The following is a 25134-nucleotide window of genomic DNA, read 5'->3' as shown; positions in this document are numbered from 1 at the left end:
CCCCCCGCCCGTTCCCGACCGGCACCACGTCCTGGTCGCGGCCCCGCCCGGGTGACGCGCTTCGGTGGAACTCCCGCTATTCCGCCGGATGGTTCGCTGCGAACTGTCTAAGGAGTCCCGGAAAATGAACCACTTCCGAGCGTGGTGCCGAACCACGCTCATCGCTCTCTGCGCGACGGCGCTGACGCTCTTCGGAGCCATCGCGACGTCACAGGCCAACCCCCGCGCGATCGCCTCGGGCACGAGCAGGACCGCGCCCCCGACAACCCACTCCACCCCGAAAGCCCGTGCGACCCGCGCGCCCCTCGTGACCGCCTCGTCGACCGCCCCGTCCTGGACCGGAACCTTCGACGCCTTCCACACCCCGGCGTGGAACTCCAGCTGGGGGCTCACCTCCGACACCCAGCAGTGCGCGATCGCGGTCGGCACGTCCCCCTGCAACTGGGGGTACCAGAACCTGAAGCCGGTCACCGACGCGGCCAGCCCCGCCGGACAGGCGCTCCAGGTCACCTACCCCGCGAACAGCGGTCCCCCCAGCTGCGCGCAGGCCGTCAGCGGCTGCGTCCTGGGCGGCGCACAGTTCTACCAGGACCTGACCGGCAACCGGCAGACCGCGCTGGCGACCAGCTCCACCATCGACCTCAAGTACTCCTACAAGTTCCCGGTCGGCTTCGACTTCGGCGCCAAGACCGCAGGGAAGATGCCCGGCCTGTACGGCGGCCCGCCCGGATGCGAGAGCGGTGGCCAGCACTGCAGCGGCGGCTGGTCCACCCGGTACATGTGGCGTGGCGGCAGCTCCTCCGCGCCCAGCGGCGAGCTCTACTTCTACGGCGGCAGCGGATCGGGCTTCGGCGCCGACCTGTGCCTGGGCAACTGGACCTTCCCCGCTGACGGCACCTGGCACTCGATCGAGCAGCTGGTGAACATCGCCACCGGCGCCATCACCGTCTGGAGCGACGGCAAGAACGTCTGCCAGACCACGCAGAGCTTCGCCACCCCGGTCTCCGGCGTCTTCTTCTCCACCTTCCACGGCGGACACGACCTGACCTGGAGCCCGTCGAAGACCACGACCAGTGAGTTCTCCGACTTCACCCTCGCCACCAACGGCCCGCAGACCCCGGCGGGCACCGCTCCGGCCACCCCGAGCGGCCTGACGGTCTCCGGCGCCACCAATGCGAGCCTCAACCTGTCCTGGTCCGAGACGAGCAACGGCGACCCGGCTGCCTCCTACAAGGTCTACGAGGGCGGCACGGTCGTCGCCACCTCCACGTCCACCTCGGCGACCGTCTCCGGCCTCGCCGCGGGCAGCACCCACACCTACACCGTCACCGCTGTGGACGCGGGGGGCAACGAGTCCGCTCACAGTGTCGCGGCGACCGGCACGACGACCGGAGGCAGCACCGGACCGGCCACTCCGACGGGCCTGAGCGTCTCCGCGGCGAGCAGCACCAGCCTCAACCTGAGCTGGACCGAGACGAACAACAGCGACCCCGCCGTCTCCTACCGGGTGTTCGAGGGCAGCACGCTGGTGGCGAGCCCGACCACGACCAGCGCCACCGTCTCCGGCCTGGCCGCGGGCAGCACCCACAGCTACACGGTCACCGCCGTAGACGCGTCCGGGGTCGAGTCGGCGCAGAGCGCGACCGCCTCCGGCACCACGACCGGCGGCACACCCGCCCCCGCGACGCCGGCCGGCCTCACGGTCAGCGGCTCGACCAGCTCCAGCCTCAGCCTGAGCTGGACCGAGACGAACAACAGCGACCCGGCCATCTCCTACCGGGTCAACGAGGGCAGCACGGTCGTGGCGACCGTCGCCACCACCTCGGCGACCGTCTCCGGCCTCGCCGCGAGCAGTACTCACACCTACACCGTCACCGCCGTGGACGCGGCGGGCGTGCAGTCCGGGCAGAGCAGCTCGGCCACCGGCATCACCTCGGGCAGCGGATCCGGCGGACTGACCGTCAGCATCGCCAAGACCAAGGACTGGGGCACCGGGTTCACCGACACCGCGACCGTCTCCAACTCCTCCGCCAGTGCCGTGAGCGGCTGGTTCGTGCAGTTCAGCCTGGACCCGAGCGAGAACATCGAGAGCTCGTCCGGGGCGACCTCCACCTCCAGCGGCGGCTACTACACGCTGACCGACACCAGCACGGACGCGACGATCCCGGCCGGTGGCAGCCAGACCTTCCAGTTCAGCGGCGACTACGGCAGCGCCGGCTACCTCGCGCCCACCAACGTCACCGTCAACGGCCAGGGCAGCGGCGGCGGTCCCGGCTCGCCCGCGGCGCCCACCGCCGTGACCGTCACCGGCGCCACGAGCTCGGGCATCAGCCTCGGCTGGACCGAGACGAACAACAGCGACCCGGCCGTCTCCTACGACATCTACGAAGGCAGCACACTGGTCACCACCGCGACCGGCACCACGGCCACCGTCAGCGGTCTCGCCGCCTGCGCCACCCATAGCTACACCGTCACCGCGGTCGACGCCGCGGGTCTGCAGTCCGCGAAGAGCACCTCGGCCACCGGCACGACCACGGGCTGCACCACCGCCCCGGCCACCCCCACCGGACTGACCATCACCGGCACGACCAGCTCCTGCATCAGCCTGAGCTGGACCGAGACAAACAACAGCGACCTCGCCGCCTCCTACCGGGTCTACGAGGGCAGCACCGTCGTGGCCAGTCCCACCACCACGGCGGCGACCATCACCGGCCTCACCGCCGGCAGCGCGCACACCTATACCGTCACCGCCGTGGACGGCGTCGGCGTCGAGTCCGCGCACAGCGCCTCGGTGACCGGCACGACGAGCTCCTCCGGCGGCGGCCCGGCCTTCACGCAGTCGCTGATCGACAGCGCCGTGGCGGCCCCGCTCTTCGCCTGGGCCGCGCCGACCTCCGCGGTACCGCGTCCGGGCACCAACCCGGCCGACATCAACGAGTCCAAGGTGGTCTACTACCTCGCCCTGGTGGACAAGGAGGCCCCCGGCAGCAAGGCGAGCAACGGCGTCACCGTGGACAGTGCCCTGCTGGCCCAGGTCCGCAGCATGATCGCGGGCGGCCACGAGCCGGACGCGGACGGCGGCCTGGAGATGTGGGGTCAGGCCCCGATCGCGCAGGCGCTGCTGCTACTGAAGAACAGCTCCGCGTGGAGTGAGCTCTCCTCGGCCGAGCAGAACAAGGTCAGCCTGCTGGAGGCGGCCATGGGCTACGGCAGCAACTACACCTACAACGACGCCAACACCTTCCCCTCCGGCATCTGCGGCTTCGGCAACTTCTCCAAGACCAACAACCCCAACTACCGGGACGGAGGCGTGGACACCGAGATCGCGGTGATCCAGTACTTCGGCGCGACCACCTGGGACTCAATGCTGGCCGGCTTCAACGACGCCACCGTCGCCTCCCAGCTGAACGCGGCAGGCCTGACCAACGCGGGCGGCTGCTTCGCCACCGCCGGGTCGGCGGCGAACTCCGCGATCGCCGTCCCGTTCGTCTACCAGGGGCACCACTCCAGCGACCTGATGGGCCTGTGGAGCGTGCTCGCCGGCAACACCTTCGACAAGACGGCGCAGAGCACCGTCCAGACCGCACACATCGCCGACGGCACCACCAGCCCGTACGACGGACAGTGCTGCATGGGTCACGAGTTCAACTCGACCGATTCGAGCGGGCTGCGCAGCTCCGCCCTGTACACCTTCGAGGGCTGGATGAACGTCACCGGCAGCCGGGTCGCCATGATGGCACTGGGCAACTTCACTCTGTCCAGCGCCAGTACGGAGAGCCAGTTCCACATCGCCACCCTCGATCTGAAGTACAAGCTGGACCACGGCTACATCTCCGTGGCCCTCAACCAGCCGTCGATCCTGGTCGACGACCACGGCAACCCGTCGGCCGACGGCCCGAACGCCAAGGGCTTCCTCTACGACTGGGACGCCTACGCCAACGTCGGCGGGCCGCAGAGCTGACCCGTTCGACGGAGCACTGATCAGGGCAGGAGGGCCGATGATCCGGCCCTCCTGCCCGGCCTCCCCGGCCTCGGAATTGGTACGGACCATTGACAGGCCCTGAACAGCTCGCGAATCTTGGGGCGACCTATTGAGCCCTCTTCGCCGGGAGGCGATGGATGCGCATGCACATGGGCAGAACCTCCACCCTGTTCACCGCCGGAATGCTGGCCCTCGTCGCGGCCGCGCTGGGCGGCGCCGACGCCGGTCAGGCCGCGCCGAGAGCCGCTGCCACTCGGGCCGTCGCGGCCGCCGCGACAAACCCGATCCAGGTCTACGGGGCCTGGCACTGCAGCAACGACGCCTGTACCTGGGCGACCGTCCGGGACATGACGGACTTCGACCAGAAGAACCACTGGCTCATCGACCGCGGTGACGGCCGTCCCTCCGTCAACCTGGTCATCCTCAGCTTCGTCAACCCGTTGCGGCTGCTCAACGGCACCACCGACAGCGGCGACACCAACGGCGTGCCGAACGGGATGAACCAGGCGGTGGTCAACTACTTCACCAGCCACGGCATCCGCGTCATGCTCTCCATCGGCGGCATCACCTACGCCGGCGACTGGGACACCGCGCTGGCCCAGAACCCCACGCTGCTCGGCCAGAAGGCGGCCGCGGTCGCCACGCAGCTGGGCGTCGGCATGGAGATCGACTACGAGAACAGCTCCAGCCCGAACCTGACGGGACTTCAGTCCTTCATCACCGCCTACCGGGCCGCCCACCCCTACGATGCCACCGGCGCCGATCCGACGGCCCGGCTGACCATCGACGTCGCCGCGGGCGACCGCTGGCTCGTCGGCCTGGACCAGTACGCGACGGCGCATTGGCTCACCACCAGCAACCCCGTGCTGGACTACGCCAACGCGATGGTGCCCAGCAAGCAGCCGTCGACGACCACCGCCGAGTCCAACTGGCAGGAGCACCTGACCGGCAAGTCCACCTACAGCCCGCCGATCCCCCCGCTGGCACCGGCCAAGTTCACCGGCAGCCTCTACATCGCCGAGGGCTCCTCGGTCCGGCCGGAGTGCACCAACTTCTCCACATCGCTGCAGAACTCCACCGGCAGCTGGCTCCAGAGCGCGGCCCCGGCCGGTGCCGGTACGACGCCCGGCCTGCTCGGCTACATGTTCTGGGCGGCCGAGATGCCCTCCACCCGCGGTGTCACCACCGACCCGCCGAACACCTGCCAGGGCGGAGTCGGCGTGGGCGCGACGACCTACGGCATTCCGATTCCGATGCCGGCGCTGCGCCAGAACTGACGACACGACAGGCGGGGCCGCCGCCGTGAAGTCTCCGGCGGACGGCCCCGCCTGATCACGTGGCCGCTGCGGGGGCGGTGAGGACGCGGACTGCGTAGGGGCGGAGGCTGTCCTGGCTGTGCTCGCTGCCGTAGCCGAGCGCGGCGAGCGTGCGGACCAGTGCCTCCGCCATCACCAGCCGGACCGAGGTGCCCGCCGGGGAGTCCGCACCGACCTCCGGGTGGGTGCGCCAGTGCAGCCAGACGCCGCCCACCGCGTCGTCGAAGGCGTCGACCTCCACCTCGACACCGGCCAGGGCCGAGGGCGTGACCTCGTAGGGCTTGGCGTTCAGCCCCGCCGTCAGCAGATCGCGCTCCACGCGCGCCGCCAGCCGCAGCAGCGCGGCCGCGGCCGGTGGAGCCAGCCTCCTCGGCCCCATCGTCGGGCCCGTCGCCGACCCGGTCGACTCGTCCCGGTACTCGCCATCCATGGCACGAGCGTAGAGAAGCCTCCCGTGTCCCCGGGGCCACTCGCGGCATGATCGGAGAAGATCGCATATGCGGGTTCGCCGCCCGCCACCCCGACAAGGAAGGCCCGAGGACCCACCGTGGAGATCAGCTACGTCTGCGAGCCGAGCCCGGACGCCGCCGCCAACGAGGACTTCGTGCTGGCCGGGCCGGGATTCGCCGCCGTCCTCGACGGCGCGACGCCCAGCGGCCTGCCGACCGGCTGCGTCCACGACGTGCCGTGGTTCGTCGCCCGTCTCGGCGCGCAACTCGCGCAGTTCCTGCTGACGCATCCGGGCGAGCCGCTCCCGGAGATCCTGCGGCAGGCCATCCTGCGCACGCGGGATCTGCACCCCGAATGCGACCTGGAGAACCGCGACAGCCCGTCCGCGACGGTCGCCCTGTTCCGCGCGGACGCCGTCGCGGACCGGCTGGACTGCCTGGTCCTGGCGGACTCCCCCATCGTCGTGCGCAGCGCCGACGGCCGGGTGGAACTGATCGAGGACAACAGGATCGACCGCCTGCCCGCCTACGACCGCGAGTCGGTGAGCGCGCTTCGCAACGCCCCCGGCGGGTTCTGGGTCGCCTCCACCCGCCCGGAGGCGGCGGAGCAGGCCGTGACCGCCTCCTTCCCGCTGGCCACCGTCCGGGAGGTGGCGGCGATGACGGACGGCGTCAGCCGTCTGGTCGAACGCTACGGCTGGACCTGGACCGAACTCCTCGACGCCCTCACCACCGACGGACCCGCCCACGCGCTCGCCGCCGTCCGCAAGGCCGAACTCGCGATGCCGGACGGCTCGTTCCGCGGCAAACGCCACGACGACGCGACGGTCCTCCTCGCCCGGCGCTGAACCCGTGCGGGCCTCAGGTGGAGGCAACTCCAGGGGCGCGAGGCTCTGCTCGATGAACTGCCTGCGCGACAAGCCACCCACCCACCCACCAACGTGGCAGGCCGAACGAGCAGGGCCATCCGCACACGGTGGTTTCTCGCGCACGCAGTCAATCGAGCAGAGCCTCGCGCCCCTGGACGTGCAACTACAGCGCGTGCACCGCTAGATGTGCCGCATCGCGTAGATCGAACCGATCTGCGCCATCGGCTCGTAGCGCACGTACGCGCCGGTGTGCGGGGCGTGCAGGATGATGCCGTTGCCCGCGTACATGCCGACGTGCTCGCCGCCGTTGAAGAAGACCAGGTCGCCCACCTGGAGGTTCGCCGTGGAGGTCACCGGCGTGCCGTAGTTGACCTGGTCCCAGGTGGTGCGGCCGAGCTGGTAGCCGGCCTGGGCGTAGGACCACATCATCAGGCCGGAGCAGTCGAACTCGTGCGGGCCGGTCGCGCCCCTCAGGTACGGGTCGCCGATCCGGGACTGCGCGGCACGGAACGCGGCTGCCTCGATCGAGTCGCCCGGCTGGGCGTTGCCGAGGTTCGCCGTCGACCCGTAGCCGTGGCCGCCGCTGATCCCGCCACCGCCGCCCGTCACCGCGGAGAGCTGCCGCGCGGTCAGCGAGTTGAGCAGTTGTTGGGTCTTCTTGACCTTCTCGTCCGCGGCGGCCTTCGCGGCGGCGGCCTCGCGGGTGGTGGCGTCCAGTGCCTGGAGGGCCGCCTCCGCCTGGGCCTTCTCCTTGGAGAGTGTCTGCTCCTCGGACCGCAGGGCGTCGAGCTGCGCGAGCTGGCTGCCCGTCACCTGGTCCATCGCGGACGCCTTGTCCAGGTACTGGCCGGGGTCGGCGGTGAGCATCAGCTGCACCGTCGGGTCGACGGAGCCGTTCTCGTACTGCGACTGCGCGATCGAGCTGACCGACGCGATGAGCTCGTTCACCTTCGCCTGGTGCCGGGAAATCTGGTCCTGCAGCAGCGCGGCCTTCTGCTCCAGCCCCTGCGCCCGCTCCTGCACCTGGTCGTAGGCCTGGACCGCCTTGTCGGCCTGGTTGTTGAGCTGGTCCAGCTGGGCCTTCAACTGCCCCGTCGTCGGGGTGGGCGCGGCGCTGGAGGACTGCGTGGTGAGGGCGACCCCGGTCGCGGCGACAGCGGTGATCATGGATATCCGGGCGCGGTTGCGGCTCGGCGCGGCGGGACGGCGGTGGGACGCCACTCGGGCGGACTCCTTCTTCCTACGTCCGCCTACCGGGTGAGCTGACGGGTTCGGGCCGGAAGTTGGCCCTACGACATCTCACGGCCCCACTTCGACCGACCTGATGCCGATTCACCCCGAGGAAAATGGTTCCCCGGCTCCGATTCAGCGGCCCGGCCGGGGTCGGCCCTGCCGCCTCGTCAGACTCGGCGGTTCCGTCGCGGTCGCCCGGCCTTCGGGCGATCGACGTCGCAACGGTTCGGCCCCGACCCTAGTTGTCCGATCGTGACCATAGCAATATCTGATGGGTCAGATCCTGACCGAATTCCTACCGGACCACGCCAATCGGACACCCTCTCCACCCAGCCGTCCACCGCGCCGTCCACCCCAGGGTGGTGGACCGAGGAAGCGCGCTCAGCGAGCCTGGGGGCATGAGCGCGATGGAGACAGCGGTGCGTGACGTGGTGGCGGGTTGCCTGGCGGTGTTCGCGGTGACGTGGCTCGTGGGCGCGCTGTACTTCGGGGCGCGAAAGTCGGGCGGGCTGCGCCGTTGGCTGGCGGGCGTGCGCGGGTCGCTGCCCGCGCGGCTGGGCCTGATCGCGGGGGTGGGCGTGGTCCTCGCGCTGAGCGGCGGCGGGCGGGGGCCGTTCTGGCGGCATCTGGAGTACTGGCAGCCGCTGCTCGCCGTGGTCGGCGTCGTGGTCGTCGTGGCGTCGACGGCTCTGCTGGTCTGGGCGAGGTGGGTGCTCGGCACCATGTGGGCGAGCGTGCCGCTGGTGCAGGAGCGGCACGAACTGCGGACCAACGGCCCCTATGGCTATGTCCGGCATCCCATCTACACGGGCTTCCTCGGCGTCGTGCTCGGCGGCATGCTCGCCGACGGCTTCGGCGTCTGGGTGCTGATCGCCGCCGTCAGCGTGCCGTGGCTGCTGCACCGGGTGCGCGTCGAGGACCGGCTGATGGCGGCGGAGTTCGGCGAGCAGTACGCCGCCTACCGCCGCCGGGTTCCGGCGCTGCTGCCGTTCACCTCGCGGCGGCGGTAGCGCCCGGCCGCCCCGGGAACGGACGGACGGACGCCCCGTCAGTCCAGCTTCTTCAGCCCCTCCGCCGTGGGCTGGTAGGCGCCGGCCTCAAGGGCGGGGTCGGTGGCCAGGGTCGCGATGGCGGCGCCGATCGCAGCCGGCGAGAGGACCGGGCCGAGTCGGCGGACGAACTCCTCCTCGTCGACGCCCGACCGCTCCGCGTAGGCGTGGACGCCGGAATTCCCCACGCCGCTACCCGGGGTGAGCGGCGGCAGGATGCTGCGGAAGCTGATGCCGAGCCCGCCGCGCGCGGACTCCTCGGCCGCGTAGGCGGTGAGGAACCTGATGGTGGCCTTCGCGCCCGCATAGCCCCCGCTCACCGGCGAGCCGCGCAGCGCGGCGCCGCTGGAGACACTCGCCACGATGCTGCCGGGGTCGAGCGGGAGCGTCAGCGCCTGCCGCGTCCAGTGGAAGGCGTGCTGGACATCGACCTGCCAGTGCCGACTGAAGCTCTCCCAGTCGTACTCCTGGACCGGGCGGCCCAGCGGCACTGCCCCCGCGTTCAGCACGAGGACGCGCGGCCGATACTCGGCGAGCAGCCTCTCGGCGACGGCGGGGTCCGTCGCATCCTCGGCCACGGGGACGAAGTTCGCCCCGAGCCGCTCACGCAACTGCTCCAGTTCGGCCTTGTCACGGGCCACGCCGACGACACGCGCGCCGGCCGCGCACAGGACGGCCGCGGCCTCGCCGCCGAGGCCGCGGCTCGCGCCGGTGACGATCGCGGTGGTGCCGTTGAGATCAGGGACGGTCATGGCCACTCCTTCTCATACATTCAACCTCTTGGTTGAATGTACCTCCCGCGCTAACATTCAGCAATATGGTTGAGCGTTCTTCCGCACCCCTGGATCTCACCTACATGGCCCTGGCCGATCCCACCCGGCGGGCCATCCTGCAGCGCCTGCGCCACACCGAGGCCCGGGTCACCGAGATCGCCGAGCCGCTGCCGATGTCCCTCGCCGCGGTCTCGAAGCACATCATCGTGCTGGAACGCGCGGGCCTGGTCCGACGCGAGATACGCGGACGCGAGCACTATCTGAGCGCGAACCCGCAGCCGCTCGCCGAGGCGGAGCAGTGGATCAGCGAGTACACCCGCTTCTGGGAACGCCGCGCCGACGCCCTGGCGGCGCACCTGGAGGAGCACGCCGCCGAAAGGAGCACGCCGTGACCGAGGCCGTCGTGCGGGTCACCCGCAGCCTGAAGGCCGAGGCGGAGGACGTCTTCGACGCCTGGACCAATGCCGACCGGCTCCAGCAGTGGCTCTGCCCCGACCCTGGCATCGTCGCCGAGGCCGCCTGCGACCCCGTGGTCGGCGGCCGGTACCGCATCGTCAAGATCTTCGAGTCCGGCGCCGACACCGTCACCGGCGAGTACCTCGTCGTGGACCGCCCCCACCGCCTGGTCTTCACCTGGGCCGCCGACAGCACCCACGGCCGTACCACCCAGGTGACGGTCACGCTGCGCCCGGAGGGCGCAGGCGCCACCACCGAGATGACGATCACCCACGAACAGCTCCCCGGCGGCGACTTCCGCGACCGCGCCACGGTGATCTGGGGCTCGATCGCGGACAAGCTCGCCGCCCTGCTCGCTCCGTAGGCCGAAGTGGGCACCCGTTCTCAGAGGTCAGCCACACACCGGGCGTCGAGGACGTCGACCATGCGCAGGAGCTTCGCCCGGACGCGGGCGGCCTCGGACGTGGGGACGATGACCTCGACCGTGGCCGGGCCGCTCGGCGGGGTGCGATAGGAGAGGGAGGTGACGCAGTGGGGGCTGAGAACTGCGGCGACGCGGCCCAGTAGGCCGCGCGTGGGCATGACGGTGGCGACGATCAGCTGCTGCTGGGCGACGGCGACCGGAACGGCGAGGGGAACGGCCACGGGAACGGCGACGGCGGTGTCAACGGACATGGGTGCTCCAGAGCTGACCGATGGCCCGTCGGGTTCGCGAGCCAAAAGGAAAGACCCCTCGCGGACGCGAGAGGTCTGGGTGCCGGTGGCGGGGACAGGTCCGATGGGACTCAGCCCGGCAGCGGCACGCCGAAGCAAATAATGAGGACAGTGCTCATGGGACCCAGGATGACACCCTGCCCCCTCTGTGGGACGGACCGTCTCACAGAGTGGGCGGGGCGGGGCTGGTGCGACCGCGGTCAGGTCACGGCTGGCCGACGTAGCGGACGGTGAGCGTCGCGGAGCGCGCGCTCGGGCTGGTCGGCACCGGGGAGAACAGGACCGTCCCGGTTCCGGAGCAGGGCAGCACCAGCGAGGTGGGGATGGCGACCTTGACCGCGTAGTAGGTCAGCGTCACGGGCGCGGTCGTGGCGGAGGGGCCGAAGCCGGCGTCGATCCGGTCGGCGGCGGTCCCGGTGTAGCCGACGTCGGTCGTGCCGCTCGCGGGCGCGGGCAGTACCTCGACCGTCTGGCCGGGCAGCGGGTGGCCGGTCACGCCGGGAAGGACCGGCCCGTAGCAGGCCATGTTGATCTGGGCCTGGACATCGGTGCCGTTGACGAGCCCGGTGAACAACTGTCCGGGGCCGATCGGCGCGGGGTCGACGACCCCGGTCGCGCTCGCCGTCGGTACGCAGACGGCGGTCAGCGCCAGCGCCAGCGCGGCGGCACCGGCGAGTCGGATCGTGCGGGGAAGGGGAGGAACGCCTAAGCCTGCCATGTCTTCCATGCCTCCTGGTGAGAGAGCCAGTCAGAAAACGCGTGAGCAGAACGGGAAGCGGTCGCGGCCCGGCCGCCCCGCCCGCCATGGTGGGGCGGCGGGCGGAGCGAGCGCAACGGTTCAGTGCTGAACAGTGGTGGACAGAGAGAAGTCGGCGAAGAAGGAGTGGGTCGTGGTCAGCGGCCCCCAGCTCGTGTCGTGGCCGCCGTAGAAGGTGGAGAAGAAGACACCGCTGAACGGGATCGATCCGATGCCGGACGCCGCGCCCGGGAAGGACGCCGCCTGCGCGCCGTCGAACCAGACGGTGATGTCGCCCGTGGACCGGTTCACCAGTTGCTCGACGGTGTGCCAGTTCCCGTCGGCGAGCCACTTCCAGTCGCCGACGCCCAGGTCGACGCCATAGCCGGTCGGCCCGGAGTTGGTCGGGGTGTAGAGGTAGACCTCCCCGTTGTTCGGGACGCTGTTCGCGCCGCGCCACATGTAGCGGGTCGACCAGCCGTTGCCGTGGTTTCCGCCGGACTCCTGCCCGATGACGCCGCCGTAGAGGCCGGGGAGCTTGCCCGCCTTGCCCCAGTCGTAGCCCGCCGGGAACTTCAGGTGGTACTTGAGGTCCAGGGTGGCCGAATTCGACAGGGCCGAGCCGCCGCTGAGCGCGCTGAGCTGGGTGTAGAACTGGCCGCCGCCCGGGTTCGGGCAGTTGGCACAGGAGTTGGCCGAGGAGCCCGCGCCGTAGGTGACTTCGAGCGCGCTGCCGCCGCCCGGCGCAGTGGAGTCGGTGACCCCCTGAAGGTCGCTCGCGCCCCAGGAGCCGGTGGAGGTATAGCCCCAGGCGGACTTCCAGGCGCTGGATCCGTAACCGCTGAACTGGCCCGTCCATGCAGCCGCGCCGCCGCCACCGGTGGAGGTGGGGCTCGGCGACGCGCTGGGCGACGTGCTGGCGGACGCGGAGGCGCTCGGCGTCGGCGTCGGCGTCGGAGTCGGCGTCGCACTCGCTGTCCCGGTCGATGCGGTGCCGAAGACCTCGAACTCGTCCACGGTGAACCCGGCGCTGCCCGCGTAATGCTCGCCGTAGATCTCGATCCAGCGCGTGGTGACCCCGGCCGGGAGGGCGACGGTCTGGAGGCCGCCGGTACCACCGGTCACCGCGGTCTGCGTGTGCCAGCTCGAGCCGTCGGGGGAAGTACGGATCTTGAACGACGTGCCGTAGCCGATGCCCCAGACGACAGTCACATGGTCGACGGCCCGGGACGCGCCGAGGTCGACCTTGAGCTCCTGCAGCGTGGCCGCGGCGCTCTGCCAGGCGGTGGTGGTGTCGCAGTCGGTGGCGGCGGCGGGCGTGGTGGCAGCCGCGCTGCTGGTGGCGGTCGTCACCGCGCCGCAGGCGAGGTCACCGGCGATGGCGGCGCCTCCAGCCGCGGTGGCGCTGGGGCCGGCTAAGGCCAGTCCGACGGTTCCGGCCGTGATCACCGCCGCGACGGCGGTGATCACGGCCGGCGTCCGGCGGCGGGAGTGGGAGGTGGGGGGCATCTGACTCCTCTGTCACGGGATGCGGTCCCGGTCCGGTCCTGACGAAGCGTGGGTTCATCGTGGGGAGTCCGGGTGCATGGGAGCAATCGCCCGGCAGTCAAGGAATGGCAAAGTTGTTCGCCATTTCGTTTCTGATTCATGTTTATGAACTGGTGAATCGTCATGAACCGGATCAGACAAGGACTTTACGACCTGCCTCTGATCGCGGATATGGACGAGCACCCTTGACGACCTCCCCGTCCAGCGCTTCAATCCCGGAGCATCCCACCTCGCTCCAGCGCCCGGCCCGGTCCCAGCGAAGCGCGCCACGACCACCACGGCCACCACCGCTCACGAGACGAGGCGTTCACCCATGACCCAGGCCACCGCGTCCCCGCCCTCCCCCTCCACCCTGCGCAGAATCAACCCCGCGACGTTGTACTTCTTCGGCGCGCTGGGCGGCATCCTCTTCGGCTACGACCTCGGCGTCATCGCGGGCATCCTGGTCGTCATCGCGAAGTCCTGGCACCTGTCCGGCTTCCAAAAGGGTGAGCTCACCGCCAGCCTCTCCGTCGGCGCGATGCTCGGCGCCGGGCTCGCCGCCCGGCTCACCGGCCGGATCGGGCGGCGTCGCACGATCATGGTCGCCGGTGGCGTCGTCATCGTCGGCACCATCGCCTGCTCGCTCGCGCCCGGCTTCACCGCCCTGGTCGTCTTCCGTACCGTGCTGGGGATCGGCGTCGGCCTCTCCTCGGCGACCGTGCCGACCTACCTCTCCGAGCTGGCGCCCGCCCGGATCCGCGGGGCGATGGGCTCGCTGAACCAGATCTTCATCGTCAGCGGCATCCTCATCGCCTTCCTGGTGGACTACTGGCTGCAGCCGCACCACCTGTGGCGCTGGATGTTCGCGGGCGCGCTCGTCCCTGCGGCGGTCCTGGTCGTCGGCCTCACCCTGCTGCCCGAGACGCCGCGCTGGCTGATCAACCTCGGCCGCGAGGACGAGGCCCGCTCGGTACTGGCGAGCACTCACCCCGCCGGGGAGATCGACGCCGAGATCAGCTCCATCCGCGAGGTCATCCGCCTCGACAGCGAGCAGGTGTACCGGGTACGTGACCTGTTCGCGAAGTGGGTCCGCCCGATGCTCTTCGTCGCGCTGCTGCTGGCCGTCGGACAGCAGTTCAGCGGCGTCAACGCGATCAACGCCTACTTCCCGACCATGCTGGTCTCGCTCGGCTTCGCCGCCAATACCGCGCTGCTGTCCGCGATCATCCTGGGCGTCACCAAGCTCGCCTTCACGGCCTGGGTCGTCTTCGTCGTGGACCGCTGGGGACGCAAGCCGCTGCTGCTCATCGGCAACGTGGTCATGGTCCTCACGCTCGGGATGACGGGCTGGGTCGTCCTCAACGTCCACGACAAGAGCACCCTCGGCACGCTGACGGTGATCCTGCTGGTGCTCTACCTCGCCGGTTACGAGCTGGGCTGGGGCGCGGTGGTCTGGGTCATGATGGCGGAGGTCTTCCCGCTCAAGGCGCGCGGCGCGGGCATGGGCGTCGCGGCGGTCGTGCTCTGGGCCTCGACCGGAATCATCACCGCCATCTTCCCGATCATGTCGGACCACAACCATCTGGGCATCGGGAAATCGATGTACGTCTTCGCGGCGGTCAACGCCGTGCTGTTCCTGCTGACCCGCCGTCTGGTCCCGGAGACCAAGGGCCGCAGTCTGGAGCAGATCGAACTCGGACTGCGCCGATGACGCGGCCCACCGAGCGCCTCCGCAACCTGGTCGCCATCCCGGTCACGCCCTTTCGGGCGGAGGACCGGGACGGGTCGGCGTCCATCGACTGGGACACCCACGCGAGCCTGATCCGCCGCCTCGTCGAGCACGGCGTCGAGGTGGTCACGCCCAACGGGAACACCAGCGAGTTCTACGCCCTCTCCCCCGCCGAGACCCGCCACGCCGTCGAGTCGGCGTTGGCAGCAGCCGGCGGCGCGGAGGTCATGGCCGGGGTCGGCCTCGACCTCGCCTCGGCCGTCGCCGCCGCCCGGCACGCGCGCGAGGCCGGGGCCGGCTCGGTGATGGTGCATCAGCCCCCGCACCCCTACCGCTCCGCTGAGGGATGGATCGCCTACCACCGCGAGATCGCGCAGGCGGTGCCTGAGCTCGACGTCGTCCTCTACATCCGCGATCCGCGCCTCCGCGGCGCGGACATCGCGGCACTCGCGGACGCCTGCCCGAACGTGACCGGCGTGAAGTACGCGGTGGCGGATCCGGTCGGCTTCGGCCGGGTGGCGCGGGACGCCGGGCTGGACCGCTTCGCCTGGCTCGCCGGGCCTGCCGAGCTGTCCGCGCCGGGCTTCTGGGCCATGGGCGCGTGCGGCTTCACCTCCGGTCTGGTCAACGTGGCCCCCAGGCTCTCGCTCGCTCTGCTGGCGTCGCTGCGGGCCGGGGACCATCCCCGCGCGATGACGCTGTGGGAGCTGGCGCGCCCGTTCGAGGACCTGCGCGCGGCGGACGAGTCGGCGGACAACGTGGCCGTCGTCAAGGAGGCGCTGGCCCAACTCGGCCTGGCCGAGCGGACGGTCCGTCCGCCGTCCCGCGTCCTGCCCTCGGCGTTGCGGGAGCGGATCGGCGAGATTCTGGACCGCTGGCGCAAGGAGGGACTCCTTTGAGCGACACGCCGCAGCTGCGCAGCGCCGGGTGGTTCGGGGAGGGCGCGACCGGGGGCAAGCTGCGCGCGTTCGGCCATCGCTCCCGGATGCGGCAGCTCGGCTACCTGCCCGAGGAACACCTGGGCAAGCCGGTCATCGCGATCCTCAACCCCTGGTCGGACATCAACCCCTGCCACATGCACCTGCGCGAGCGCGCCGAAGAGGTCAAGCGCGGCGTGTGGCAGGCGGGGGGCTTCCCGCTGGAGTTCCCGGTCGCGACGATGTCGGAGACCTTCCAGAAGCCGACCCCGATGCTCTACCGGAACCTGCTCGCCATGGAGGCCGAGGAGCTGCTCCGCTCCTATCCGGTGGACGGCGCGGTGCTGATGGGCGGCTGCGACAAGACGGTCCCGGCGCTGCTGATGGGCGCGGCGAGCGCCGGCCTGCCGGCGATCGTGGTGCCGTCCGGGCCGATGCTGCGCGGCAACTACCGGGGGCAGCCGCTCGGCAGCGGCACGGATCTGTGGGCGTATTGGGACGAGCACCGGGCCGGTCGGATCGGCGCTTGCGAGTTGGCCGAGGTGGAGTGCGGACTGGCCCGCTCCCCGGGCCACTGCATGACGATGGGCACCGCCTCCACCATGACCTCGGCCGCCGAAGCGTTGGGCATGACACTGCCCGGCGCCTCGGCGATCCCCGCCGTCGACTCCGCGCACCGGAGGATGGCTTCAGCCTCCGGTGCGCGGGCGGTGGCCCTCGTCCGCGAGGGGCTGACGCCGCAGCGGGTGCTGACGCGTGAGGCCTTCGAGGACGCGGTCGCCGTCGTGCTCGCGCTCGGCGGCTCGACGAACGCCGCGATCCACCTGGTCGCGATGGCCGGACGCGTAGGGGTCCGGCTGACGCTGGAGGACTTCGACGCGATCGGCGCGCGGGTCCCGGTCCTCGCGGACGTCCGGCCCGTCGGCGAGCACCTGATGGAGGACTTCTACTACGCGGGCGGCCTCCCGGCGCTGCTCGCGCAGTTGGTTCGGGTGCCGGGGGCGCTGCATCCGGACCGGATCACCGTCACCGGCCTGCCGTTCTCCGCCTCCTACGAGGGCGCGGTGGTGCACGACCCGAAGGTGATCCGCAGCCCGGACGACCCGGTTGCCGCCGAGGGCGGGCTGGCCGTGCTGCGGGGCAACCTGGCTCCGAACGGCGCGGTGATCAAGCACCTGGCCGCCGATCCGCGTCTGCTGACCCACACCGGGCGCGCCGTGGTCTTCGACTCCTACCAGGAGCTGCAGCAGCGGATCGACGACCCGGCGCTGGCCGTCACCGAGGACAGCGTGCTGGTGCTGCGCGGGGCGGGTCCGCTCGGCGGTCCCGGCATGCCCGAGTACGGCATGCTGCCGATCCCCGCGTATCTGCTGGAGCGCGGGGTCCGGGACGTGGTCCGGATCTCGGACGCGCGGATGAGCGGCACGAGTTACGGCACCTGCGTGCTCCACGTCGCTCCGGAGGCGCATGCGGGCGGCCCGTTGGCGCTCGTCCGCAGCGGCGATCCGATCACGCTCGACGTGCCGGGCCGGGCGCTGCGACTGGAGGTGGGCGACGCCGAACTTGCCCGCCCCGGCCGCGACCCCGACCCGGATCCGCAGTGAGCTGCACCGCTCACCCAGGTGGCCGCGCCGGCCCCAGGGGACCGCCTCAGAGCCGGTCGGCGTCGAGCTCGGGAAAGGTGAACTGGCCGCCCAGGTAGGCGAAGACGGGATCGTCGGCGGGCGGCTCGCCGTGCGCGGCGAGGACGGCGGCCGCGTACTTCTCCGCATCGTCGACGGGCTCGTACCCCAGCGCGCGGGCCTCGTCGAGGGAGACCCAGCCGCCCCGGGTGTTGGGCGAGACGCCGTAGACGATCCGGTAGCCGGGGCTCGGTACGGCGAGGCAAGCCTCCAGCAGGCGCGCGCAGTCGTCCGGCGAGAGCCAGGTCGACAGGGCGCGCGGGTTGGGCGGCTCGGCGAAGCAGGTCATGATCCGGATGCAGATCACGTCGAGTCCGTAGCGGTGGTGGTAGAGCGCGCCGAGCGCTTCGCCCGCGACCTTGGAGACGCCGTAGTAGGTGTCCGGCAGTGGCGGGGTCGCGGCGGTGAGCGGGTACTCGTCGGGGGCGCGGAAGCCGACGGCGTGGTTGGAGGAGGCGAAGACGACGCGTGACACCCCGGCCCGGCGGGCGGCCTCGAAGACGGTGTAGGTGCCGTGGACGTTGACGTCGAGGATGTCCCGCCAGGGTGCCTCCAGCGAGTGCCCGCCGAGATGGATCACCGCGTCGACGCCGGCGCAGGCCTGCTCCATCGCGGCCAGGTCGGTGACCGACGCCTGGATCAACTCCACTGTGCCGATCTCCTGCTGAAGCTCCATCGGTTCCAGCGGCGCGATGTCGAGCAGGCGCAGCGTACGGTCGGCGCGGGCCAGCCGGGGCCGGATCAGCGTGCCGACGGCGCCTGCCGCGCCGGTGATCAGTATGCGGGACACGGCGTCTCCCTCGTCCGTCTCGCGGGGCGGTTTCGCTCATGGTCACAGAAGATCGCGGCGTTCACAAGACAGATTGCTGTTCATATACACGAACGAGGAAGCCTTGACCACCGTCGCCGGGCGAGCCTAGGCTTCCCGCGTTCACGCTCGTGCACCTCGTCTACGTATGTGTCCCCTGAAGGGAACGCCCGTGACCCCTCCCGCCTCCCCGCCTCTCGCCGACCGGCTCGACGGCCTGCTCTTCTTCCCGGTGACCGCTTTCGACGCCGGCGGCGCCTTCGATCCGTCCGGCTACCAGGCTCACCTCGAGGCCCGCCTCGCGGACGGCCCGGCCGCCGTCTTCGCCGCGTGCGGCACCGGCGAGTTCCCCGCGCTGGCCCCGGCCGAGTACGAGCAGTGCCTGCGCGTCGCCGTCGCGGCCGTCGCCGGACGGGTGCCGGTCATCGGCGGCACCGGCTACGGCACCGCCCTGGCTGCCGAGTACGCACGGGCAGCCGAACGAGCGGGCGCTGACGGCCTGTTGGCGCTCCCCCCGTACAGCACGGACGGCGGCCAGGACGGCCTGCTGCGCCACTACACCGAGCTTGCCTCGGCAACCGGCCTGGACGTGATCCTGTATCAGCGCGACCAGGTCGTCTTCACCCCCGACACGGTCGCCCGGCTCGCCGCCCACCCCCGCATCGTCGGCTTCAAGGACGGCCGGGGCGATCTCGACCTGATGCTGCGCATCGTCAGTGCGGTGCGCGGCGCGGACGCCGACGACTTCCTCTTCTTCAACGGCATGCCCACCGCCGAGACGACCCAGCAGGCCTATCGGGCGATCGGCGTGCCGCTCTACTCCTCCGCTGTCTTCTGCTTCGCGCCCGATCTGGCGCTCGCCTTCCACCGCGCCCTCGAGAAGGGCGACAGCGCCACCCTCGCCACCCTCACCGACGTCTTCTTCCGCCCCTACGTGGAGCTGCGCCGGCTGCGTCCCGGCTACGCCGTCTCGCTGGTCAAGGCCGCGACCCGGGCCGTCGGCCACCCCGTCGGCGGTGTCCGTGCCCCGCTGACCGAGCCGGATCCGGCCCACCTGCGCACCCTGCTGGACCTGGTCGCGCGGGCCAGGGAAGCACTCGGATGATCCGGCCAGAGGCCACGGTCGGCGTCAACCTCTACCCCTGGGACGTCGTCGGCGACCCGGACTGCGCGGCCCGCATGGTCGCACTCGGCGCGCAGCGGGTCACCCTGGCCGCCGCGTACCACACCGTCCGAGCCCTGACACCGCATCACCCCCGCCACAAGGTGGTCACCGCCGCACACTCGGCCGTCCACTACCGCCCGGACCCGGCCCGCTGGACCGGGCCCGGCCGCGTCCTCCGCCCGGCGCCGGCCCCCTGGGCACCGGACTCCTTCGGCCCAGCGGCTGCGGCACTGAACGAAGCCGGTCTCGAGGTCTACGCCTGGGCCGTCCTCGCCCACAACCAACGCCTCGGCACGCTGCACCCGGAGGTCGCCGTCGTCAACGCGTACGGCGACGCCTACCCCTGGGCGCTCTGCGTGGCCAATCCGGACGTGCAGCGCTACTGCGCCGCGCTGGCCGCCGAGGTCGCCTCCCAACCGGGGTCGGCCGGACTCGAGTTGGAGTCCTGCGGCTGGTACGGCTTCGACCACCTGCACGCCCACGACAAGTCGGCGGGAGTCCGCCTCAGTCCGCAGGCGAAGCTGCTCTTCTCCCTCTGCTTCTGCCACCACTGCGCCGACGCCTACCGCGCTGCGGGCGTCGACCCGGCGCGGCTACGAGCCGTGGTGTGCACGACGCTCGACGAGGTGTTCGCCGGCTCGGCCGAGGATGCACAGTTGAACCCCGAGGCGCACGCCGCGGTCGCCCGGATGCGGACCACGACGGCCGCACGGCTCCGCGAGCACGTGCTGGCCGCCGTGCGGTCGGAACGCCCGGACCTCCCCGTCCTGCTCCACACCCAGCCCGACCCGCTCGCCACCGGCCCCAACCCCGGCGTCACCCCGACCGACCTGTACCGCACAGCCGACGGCCCGGTCCTGCCCTTCCGCCCCCGGTCGGCAGGCGCCCTCGACGCCGTCCGCGCCTACGCGGACGCGGGCCGCCGCGTGGTGGCCGGCGTCCCCGCCGTCGCGGGCCTGGGCGCGGACCTGCCCGACCTGACAGCCTGGTGCGCCGACCTCGTCGCCGCCGGAGCCACCGAACTCCGTTTCTACCACGGCGGTCTGGCCTCCGCGGCCGATCTGGCCGCGATCCGCGGCGCGGTCGCGGCCATGTGAACGGTTGATTCACGCACCTGCCGTCAGGGCGCGCACGCCCTCGTCCGGCGGCCAGTGCCATGACCCGGGCAGCTTCACCGTGTTGCGGCGCCCGGCGCGACACTTTGCAAGGGGCACCTCCCGGCCGATGGCCGTGGGCTTGCCGGCCACGGCATTACAGGTGGCGCGTCGCCAGCGCCATGCGCTCGCGCGCAGCGAAGAGCGCGTCGCGGATCATCTGCTCCCGGCCAGGGGTGAGCCGGGCCACCGGCACAGAGCAGCTGACCGCGTCCCGAGCCGGGGTCCGGTAGGGGATGTCGACCGCGAAGCAGCACAGGCCGAGGGTGTTCTCCTCGCGGTCCATCGCGTAGCCGCGCTCGCGGATCGCGTGCAGGTCCTCGATCAGCGCCGCCCGGGTGGGATGGGTGTGCTCGGTCAGCGGCTCCAGCCGCTCCGGCAGAAGGCGCTCCACCTCCGCGTCGGAGTAGGTCGCGAGCAGCGCCTTGCCCAGCGAGGTCGCGTACGCGGGCAGCCGGCGGCCGACGCGGGTGAAAGGCCTCAGGTAGTGCTGGGAGGCGCGGGTGGCCAGGTAGACGACGTCGGTGCCGTCGAGGCGGGCCAGGTGGATGGTCTCGGTGGTCTCGTCGGCCAGCCGGTCCAGGATCGGGCGGGTGGTGGCGGCGACCTCGTCCCCGTCGATGTACGAGGTGCCGACCAGCAGTGCGCGCATGCCGATCCCGTAGCGGGTGCCCGTCACGTCCGTCTCGATCCAGCCGAGTTCGACCAGCGTGCGCAGCAGCATGTAGAGGCTGCTCTTGGGGTAGCCGAGCGACTCCTGCACCTCGGCGAGGCTGTGCAGTCCGGGGCGGCCGGCGAAGTACTCCAGTAGTTCGACCGTGCGGACGGCGGACTTGACGTTCGCTCCGGCGGATGCGGCAGGGCTCGGCAGCGCCATCGGGCGACCCTTCCAGTTCACAGGCTTGGACTGCGTTCAATATAGCCCGCTGTCCGGGGCCAGAGGGCGGGCTTCAAGCGTTTACATCCATGAACCTTGTCCAAGCTCTTGACTGCGAGCCGTCGACGGTCGTGTCATGTGTGCGTGCACCGCTCCCCGCCCGCCGCCGTCATGTGAAGGACGCAGCCATGGACGTCACTCCGCCCCTCCCCCTCGCTTCCCTGCGCCGCCGGGACCTGCTGGCGGCCGGCGCGGCCGTGACCGGAGCCGCACTGCTCAGCGGCGGCCTCGCGGCGGGGACCGCACGCGCCGCGACCACCGCCGCAGCCAACGCCGCCGCCGCACCCGACGTCTTCGACCAGCTGCGCGGCGTCTGGTCCGACATCCTCACCGGCGGAAGCGCCGTCGACCCCGCCGACCCGGACTACGCCGCCGCCATCGCCACCGTCGACACCGCGGCGGACGCCGCGATCGCGCTCTACGACAACTCCGCCGCGCCCGCCTCCGTCTACACCGACCTGCCGCTCACCCACGTCGAGAACGCCAGCCTCAGCTACTACCGCATCCGCGACACCGCCATCGCCTGGGCCACCCCCGGCTCGACCCACCACCAGGACGCCGCCGTCGCCGCGCGGCTGGTCGCGGCGCTGGCGCTGCTGCACACGCGCTACTACAACCCGGCCGCCACCCAGGTCGGCAACTGGTACCACTGGGAGATCGCCTCGCCGCAGGCCATGCTCAACGCCTGCGCCGTCCTCGGCGGCCAGTTGCCGGCGGCCGATCTCGCCGCTTACGTGGGCACAGTCGCCCACTTCGTCCCCGACCCGACCCTCCAGCAGCAGGGCAGCGTCGTCACCACCGGGGCGAACCGCGCCGACAAATGTCAGATCACCATCCTGCGCGGCATCCTGGCCAAGGACCCGGCGCTGGTGACGCTCGGCCGCGACAAGCTCTCCGACATCTTCCCCTACGTCACCACCTCCGACGGCTTCTACCGCGACGGCGGCTACATCCAGCACGCCACCATCCCCTACAACGGCCACTACGCGTACGTGCTGCTCAACGACCTCAGCCAGCTCTCGCTGCTGCTGATCGGCTCACCGTGGCCGATCACCGACCCGGGCTTCGCGGTGATCCTCGACGCGGTCGACCTGACCTACGCGCCGTTCATGCAGGACGGGCTGGTGATGGACGTGGTGCGCGGCCGCTTCCTGTCCCGGCAGGGCGAGACCGACCACGACGCGGGGCACGCCATCACCGAGGCGATCCTGCGGCTGATCCCGGCCGGCTCGCGCGATCAGCAGAAGCGCTGGAAGGCGCTGGCCAAGGGCTGGATCACCCGCGAGACCTTCGCCCCGATCGCCGCCACGGCCACCCCGGCCCGGATGGCGCTGGTGAAGTCCGTCCTGTCGGACCCGCTGGTCCGGCCCGCCGCGCAGGGCCCGGGCCACATTCAGCAACCCTCCGTCGAGCGCGTCGTGCACCGGGGCGAGGGCTGGGCGTGGACGGTGGGGCTGTCCAGCAGCCGCATCGCGCGGCTGGAGGCGATCAACGGCGAGAACCAGCGCGGCTGGCACACCGGAGACGGCGCGACGTACCTCTACAACGACGACAACGGCCACTACACCGACGCCTACTGGCCCACCGTCGACTGCACCCGGCTTCCGGGCGTCACCGCCGACACCCTCCCGCTGGCCCTCAGCGCCGGCACCGGCACACTGCCGTCCGCCACCTGGTCCGGCGGTGCGCGGTTGGAGGGGCGCTGGGGCGCGGTCGGCCTCGACCTCGTGCCCTTCGGCTCGCCGCTGCGGGCGAAGAAGTCCTGGTTCTGCCTGGACGACTGCGTGGTGGCGCTGGGCGCGGACATCACCGGAAGGTCCGGCCACACCGTCGAGACCACGATCGAGAACCGCAATCTGCACGCCACCGGAACGAACGGACTGACCGTCAACGGCACCGCTCAACCGGCCACTCCTGGCTGGACCGCGGCCTTCCCCGCCGACGGCTGGGCCCAGCTGGAAGGCGTCGGCGGCTACCTGCTCCTGGAATCCACGAGCGGCACCACGCTGCGCGCCGTGCGCGAGTCACGCACCGGCAGCTGGGCCGCGATCGACAGCGGCCCCAGCACTGGCGGCACGACCACCCCCTACACCAACACCTACCTGACGCTCTGGCTCGACCACGGCGTCGACCCCGTGAACGCCGCCTACGCCTACGTCCTGCTGCCCGGCGCCGACGCCCGCCAGACCGCCCGCCGCGCGGCCAGCCCTGACGTGACCGTGCTCGCCAACACCCCTGCGCTCCAGGCGATCCACTCCTCGGAAGCCGACCTCACGGCCGCCAACCTCTTCGCCGCCGGCAGCCTGCCCCCTGGCGACGCCGGCCGACCGGGCGTGACCGCGAGCGGCCCCGCCTCCGTCCTGCTGCGCCGCCACGGCGACCGGCTCACCCTGGCCGCCAGCGACCCGACCTGCACGCAGACCTCCCTCACCCTGACCCTGGACGGCGCGACCGGCTACCGCCACGGCCTGAGCGACGACCCCGGCGTCTCCATCGACCTCAGCTCCGGCACCCCGCAGATCACCTTCGACCTCACCCAGGGCCTCCCCGGCACCGCCCGCACCATCCGCCTCCGGCGCGGCTAGCGCCTGGCGGCACCGAAGAGCGCGAGCGTCTCCGCGAGTTGGGAGTGCTGCAGCTGAGTTGTATACCGGGAAGGCACGCTCACCGAGGAGGCGGGGCGTGAACTGCTTCGGGCCATTGATGAGAACCCGCGATCCTCCCCGGCCTGACTCTTCGCCTCGGATTGTTGGACTTTGAAGCATCTGGGTAAGCCCAGAGTGCGGGGGCGGGGAGCCGTACATCTGGTCGGCCGACGTCCGATCCGTTCCGGATCCGAGCCAAGGCCCGCGGCCCGCGCTCGCTTGACGCCGACGGGGGAGCTTTGAAACGGCGATCTTTTGGGGAGAGACTCGGCCTGTTCGCGGTAGCCGGGGTGGCGGTGGCGTGCCTGGGGGCGTGCACGAGTACGCGCCATCCGGCACCCGTCGCCACGGCCGTCGGCCAGGAGCGGGGCGCTTCCGCATCGGCCGATCCGCTGGCTGACATCGAGCGGGAGGTCGTCCAGGACGCCGTCACCAACGGACACACCCCGGTGGGCGGGTTGACCCTCGTCTACCGGCACCGCCACGAGGCTGTTCTCCTCTGGCAGACGACCACTCAGGACATCTGCGAGGAGGAGTACTTGCTCGGGAACCTCCTAGGTTCGATGTGCTCCCCAGGCCTACTGCCGACCGGATCGAAGCCGACCCTGAGGACGGTGTTCGGTCCTGCCTCGGTGGACCAGTGGCTCACCGTGCTCGTCGCCGCCGGCGAGGAGCCACGCAGCTTCACCTGCGCCGGTGTCCGCATTGCGCTGACGAAGGTGGGCGAGGTCAGCACGCCCGGCGGCGCGCACTTCGCCCTGTACTCCTACGTCGCTCCCTGGCTGGCCGCCGGGGCCCTGGATGCGGAGGTCATGAGGCCGAACGGGGTGACCACCCTGCGGATGACCCTTGCCCCCGTGCCAACCGACGGCCACCGCGACTGGATCAAGAACTGTGACTAGTAGTTTGTCGCGGCTTAAGTTCGCTGTACTGGGTAGAGGTGGCGTAGTTTCACGCGTGCGTCGTCGGTGGTGAAGTGCCAGTCGACTT

Annotated in this window: 21 protein-coding genes and 1 riboswitch; of the genes, 13 read left to right on the top strand and 8 right to left on the bottom strand. The window is 71.3% G+C overall.

The genetic code is table 11. The annotated features are described in order from the left end of the window. The first annotated feature begins 124 nt into the window (after window positions 1-124). Window positions 125-3961, top strand: coding sequence for a polysaccharide lyase (locus tag ABIA32_RS32485; RefSeq protein ID WP_370103302.1), 3837 nt, complete (start codon window positions 125-127; stop codon window positions 3959-3961). A 170-nt stretch (window positions 3962-4131) separates the two neighbouring features. Continuing rightward, complete coding sequence (locus tag ABIA32_RS32480; RefSeq protein ID WP_370103300.1) at window positions 4132-5259, top strand: hypothetical protein; 1128 nt, start codon at window positions 4132-4134, stop codon at window positions 5257-5259. Window positions 5260-5314: 55 nt separating this feature from the next. Here ABIA32_RS32480 and ABIA32_RS32475 read toward each other — a convergent pair whose 3' ends face one another. Beyond that, window positions 5315-5728 (bottom strand): hypothetical protein, encoded by a 414-nt coding sequence (locus ABIA32_RS32475; protein WP_370103298.1) that lies wholly within the window; start codon window positions 5726-5728, stop codon window positions 5315-5317. Window positions 5729-5845: 117 nt separating this feature from the next. Here ABIA32_RS32475 and ABIA32_RS32470 point away from each other — a divergent pair, with 117 nt between their 5' ends. Next, entirely contained in the window at window positions 5846-6595 is a 750-nt protein-coding gene (locus ABIA32_RS32470) for a protein phosphatase 2C domain-containing protein (protein WP_370103296.1), read from the top strand. A 201-nt stretch (window positions 6596-6796) separates the two neighbouring features. Here ABIA32_RS32470 and ABIA32_RS32465 read toward each other — a convergent pair whose 3' ends face one another. After that, complete coding sequence (locus ABIA32_RS32465; protein ID WP_370103294.1) at window positions 6797-7837, bottom strand: NlpC/P60 family protein; 1041 nt, start codon at window positions 7835-7837, stop codon at window positions 6797-6799. A 10-nt stretch (window positions 7838-7847) separates the two neighbouring features. Then, window positions 7848-7997, bottom strand: a riboswitch (cyclic di-AMP (ydaO/yuaA leader). A gap of 250 nt (window positions 7998-8247) precedes the next feature. Between ABIA32_RS32465 and ABIA32_RS32460 the strand changes: the two genes are divergently transcribed. Then, on the top strand, window positions 8248-8859 hold the full coding sequence (locus tag ABIA32_RS32460) for an isoprenylcysteine carboxylmethyltransferase family protein (protein ID WP_370103292.1): 612 nt from the start codon (window positions 8248-8250) through the stop codon (window positions 8857-8859). Window positions 8860-8897: 38 nt separating this feature from the next. Here ABIA32_RS32460 and ABIA32_RS32455 read toward each other — a convergent pair whose 3' ends face one another. Beyond that, a complete protein-coding gene (locus ABIA32_RS32455; RefSeq protein WP_370103290.1) occupies window positions 8898-9650 on the bottom strand; it encodes an SDR family oxidoreductase in 753 nt (250 codons plus the stop codon). 65 nt (window positions 9651-9715) lie between these two features. On the opposite strand from ABIA32_RS32455, the gene ABIA32_RS32450 reads away from it, so the two are divergent. Together ABIA32_RS32450 and ABIA32_RS32445 are read left to right on the top strand one after the other, a co-directional pair. Beyond that, the gene (locus ABIA32_RS32450; protein WP_370103289.1) at window positions 9716-10063 is read left to right on the top strand and encodes an ArsR/SmtB family transcription factor; all 348 of its coding nucleotides are present in this window, start codon (window positions 9716-9718) and stop codon (window positions 10061-10063) included. Next, window positions 10060-10491: an SRPBCC domain-containing protein gene (locus tag ABIA32_RS32445; protein WP_370103287.1), complete on the top strand. Its 432-nt coding sequence runs from the start codon at window positions 10060-10062 to the stop codon at window positions 10489-10491. Before ABIA32_RS32450 ends, ABIA32_RS32445 begins: the two co-directional genes overlap by 4 nt. A 20-nt stretch (window positions 10492-10511) precedes the next feature. On the opposite strand, the gene ABIA32_RS32440 is transcribed toward ABIA32_RS32445, so the two are convergent. The 3 genes from ABIA32_RS32440 to ABIA32_RS32430 all read right to left on the bottom strand — a co-directional run bounded on the left by ABIA32_RS32440 (window position 10512) and on the right by ABIA32_RS32430 (window position 13086). Next, window positions 10512-10802: a hypothetical protein gene (locus tag ABIA32_RS32440; RefSeq protein WP_370103285.1), complete on the bottom strand. Its 291-nt coding sequence runs from the start codon at window positions 10800-10802 to the stop codon at window positions 10512-10514. A gap of 244 nt (window positions 10803-11046) precedes the next feature. Continuing rightward, on the bottom strand, window positions 11047-11559 hold the full coding sequence (locus tag ABIA32_RS32435; protein WP_370103283.1) for a hypothetical protein: 513 nt from the start codon (window positions 11557-11559) through the stop codon (window positions 11047-11049). Between the two features lie 120 nt (window positions 11560-11679). Beyond that, window positions 11680-13086 (bottom strand): discoidin domain-containing protein, encoded by a 1407-nt coding sequence (locus ABIA32_RS32430; protein WP_370103281.1) that lies wholly within the window; start codon window positions 13084-13086, stop codon window positions 11680-11682. Window positions 13087-13438: 352 nt separating this feature from the next. Between ABIA32_RS32430 and ABIA32_RS32425 the strand changes: the two genes are divergently transcribed. From ABIA32_RS32425 to ABIA32_RS32415, 3 genes are read left to right on the top strand one after another with little or no spacing between them, the layout of a single operon-like run. Further along, window positions 13439-14818 (top strand): sugar porter family MFS transporter, encoded by a 1380-nt coding sequence (locus tag ABIA32_RS32425; protein ID WP_370103279.1) that lies wholly within the window; start codon window positions 13439-13441, stop codon window positions 14816-14818. Then, window positions 14815-15735 carry a dihydrodipicolinate synthase family protein gene (locus ABIA32_RS32420; RefSeq protein ID WP_370103277.1) on the top strand — a complete coding sequence of 307 codons (921 nt, stop codon included), beginning with the start codon at window positions 14815-14817 and terminating at the stop codon, window positions 15733-15735. Before ABIA32_RS32425 ends, ABIA32_RS32420 begins: the two co-directional genes overlap by 4 nt. After that, window positions 15732-17357: an IlvD/Edd family dehydratase gene (locus ABIA32_RS32415; RefSeq protein ID WP_370103275.1), complete on the top strand. Its 1626-nt coding sequence runs from the start codon at window positions 15732-15734 to the stop codon at window positions 17355-17357. The genes ABIA32_RS32420 and ABIA32_RS32415 overlap by 4 nt, the downstream gene beginning before the upstream one ends. A 46-nt stretch (window positions 17358-17403) precedes the next feature. Here the strand turns inward: ABIA32_RS32415 and ABIA32_RS32410 are convergent, their stop codons facing one another. Beyond that, the gene (locus tag ABIA32_RS32410) at window positions 17404-18225 is read right to left on the bottom strand and encodes an NAD-dependent epimerase/dehydratase family protein (protein ID WP_370103273.1); all 822 of its coding nucleotides are present in this window, start codon (window positions 18223-18225) and stop codon (window positions 17404-17406) included. A 166-nt stretch (window positions 18226-18391) separates the two neighbouring features. On the opposite strand from ABIA32_RS32410, the gene ABIA32_RS32405 reads away from it, so the two are divergent. Further along, entirely contained in the window at window positions 18392-19348 is a 957-nt protein-coding gene (locus tag ABIA32_RS32405; protein WP_370103271.1) for a 5-dehydro-4-deoxyglucarate dehydratase, read from the top strand. After that, window positions 19345-20505, top strand: a complete 1161-nt coding sequence (locus ABIA32_RS32400) for a hypothetical protein (protein WP_370103269.1) — start codon at window positions 19345-19347, stop codon at window positions 20503-20505. Before ABIA32_RS32405 ends, ABIA32_RS32400 begins: the two co-directional genes overlap by 4 nt. A gap of 154 nt (window positions 20506-20659) precedes the next feature. Here ABIA32_RS32400 and ABIA32_RS32395 read toward each other — a convergent pair whose 3' ends face one another. Further along, window positions 20660-21439: an IclR family transcriptional regulator gene (locus ABIA32_RS32395; protein WP_370103267.1), complete on the bottom strand. Its 780-nt coding sequence runs from the start codon at window positions 21437-21439 to the stop codon at window positions 20660-20662. A gap of 188 nt (window positions 21440-21627) precedes the next feature. Between ABIA32_RS32395 and ABIA32_RS32390 the strand changes: the two genes are divergently transcribed. Both ABIA32_RS32390 and ABIA32_RS32385 read left to right on the top strand, forming a co-directional pair. Beyond that, on the top strand, window positions 21628-24084 hold the full coding sequence (locus ABIA32_RS32390) for a polysaccharide lyase 8 family protein (RefSeq protein WP_370103265.1): 2457 nt from the start codon (window positions 21628-21630) through the stop codon (window positions 24082-24084). Window positions 24085-24434: 350 nt separating this feature from the next. Then, window positions 24435-25046, top strand: coding sequence for a hypothetical protein (locus ABIA32_RS32385; protein ID WP_370103263.1), 612 nt, complete (start codon window positions 24435-24437; stop codon window positions 25044-25046). Window positions 25047-25134 lie beyond the last annotated feature (88 nt).

Origin of the sequence: Streptacidiphilus sp. MAP12-20 (assembly GCF_041262525.1) — a bacterium.
Lineage (GTDB): Bacteria > Actinomycetota > Actinomycetes > Streptomycetales > Streptomycetaceae > Streptacidiphilus.
Note: the sequence above shows the minus strand (reverse complement) of the source record. Positions and strands in the feature narration are given on the sequence as shown.

Excerpts from the sequence above, each read along its gene's own strand:
- ABIA32_RS32480 (WP_370103300.1), top strand. The coding sequence starts at position 4,132 with ATGGGCAGAACCTCCACCCTGTTCACCGCCGGAATGCTGGCCCTCGTC.
- ABIA32_RS32400 (WP_370103269.1), top strand. The coding sequence starts at position 19,345 with ATGATCCGGCCAGAGGCCACGGTCGGCGTCAACCTCTACCCCTGGGAC.
- ABIA32_RS32460 (WP_370103292.1), top strand. The coding sequence starts at position 8,248 with ATGAGCGCGATGGAGACAGCGGTGCGTGACGTGGTGGCGGGTTGCCTG.
- ABIA32_RS32485 (WP_370103302.1), top strand. The coding sequence starts at position 125 with ATGAACCACTTCCGAGCGTGGTGCCGAACCACGCTCATCGCTCTCTGC.
- ABIA32_RS32390 (WP_370103265.1), top strand. The coding sequence starts at position 21,628 with ATGGACGTCACTCCGCCCCTCCCCCTCGCTTCCCTGCGCCGCCGGGAC.
- ABIA32_RS32405 (WP_370103271.1), top strand. The coding sequence starts at position 18,392 with ATGTGTCCCCTGAAGGGAACGCCCGTGACCCCTCCCGCCTCCCCGCCT.
- ABIA32_RS32435 (WP_370103283.1), bottom strand. The coding sequence starts at position 11,559 with ATGGCAGGCTTAGGCGTTCCTCCCCTTCCCCGCACGATCCGACTCGCC.
- ABIA32_RS32455 (WP_370103290.1), bottom strand. The coding sequence starts at position 9,650 with ATGACCGTCCCTGATCTCAACGGCACCACCGCGATCGTCACCGGCGCG.
- ABIA32_RS32425 (WP_370103279.1), top strand. The coding sequence starts at position 13,439 with ATGACCCAGGCCACCGCGTCCCCGCCCTCCCCCTCCACCCTGCGCAGA.
- ABIA32_RS32395 (WP_370103267.1), bottom strand. The coding sequence starts at position 21,439 with ATGGCGCTGCCGAGCCCTGCCGCATCCGCCGGAGCGAACGTCAAGTCC.
- ABIA32_RS32440 (WP_370103285.1), bottom strand. The coding sequence starts at position 10,802 with ATGTCCGTTGACACCGCCGTCGCCGTTCCCGTGGCCGTTCCCCTCGCC.
- ABIA32_RS32450 (WP_370103289.1), top strand. The coding sequence starts at position 9,716 with ATGGTTGAGCGTTCTTCCGCACCCCTGGATCTCACCTACATGGCCCTG.
- ABIA32_RS32475 (WP_370103298.1), bottom strand. The coding sequence starts at position 5,728 with ATGGATGGCGAGTACCGGGACGAGTCGACCGGGTCGGCGACGGGCCCG.
- ABIA32_RS32430 (WP_370103281.1), bottom strand. The coding sequence starts at position 13,086 with ATGCCCCCCACCTCCCACTCCCGCCGCCGGACGCCGGCCGTGATCACC.
- ABIA32_RS32420 (WP_370103277.1), top strand. The coding sequence starts at position 14,815 with ATGACGCGGCCCACCGAGCGCCTCCGCAACCTGGTCGCCATCCCGGTC.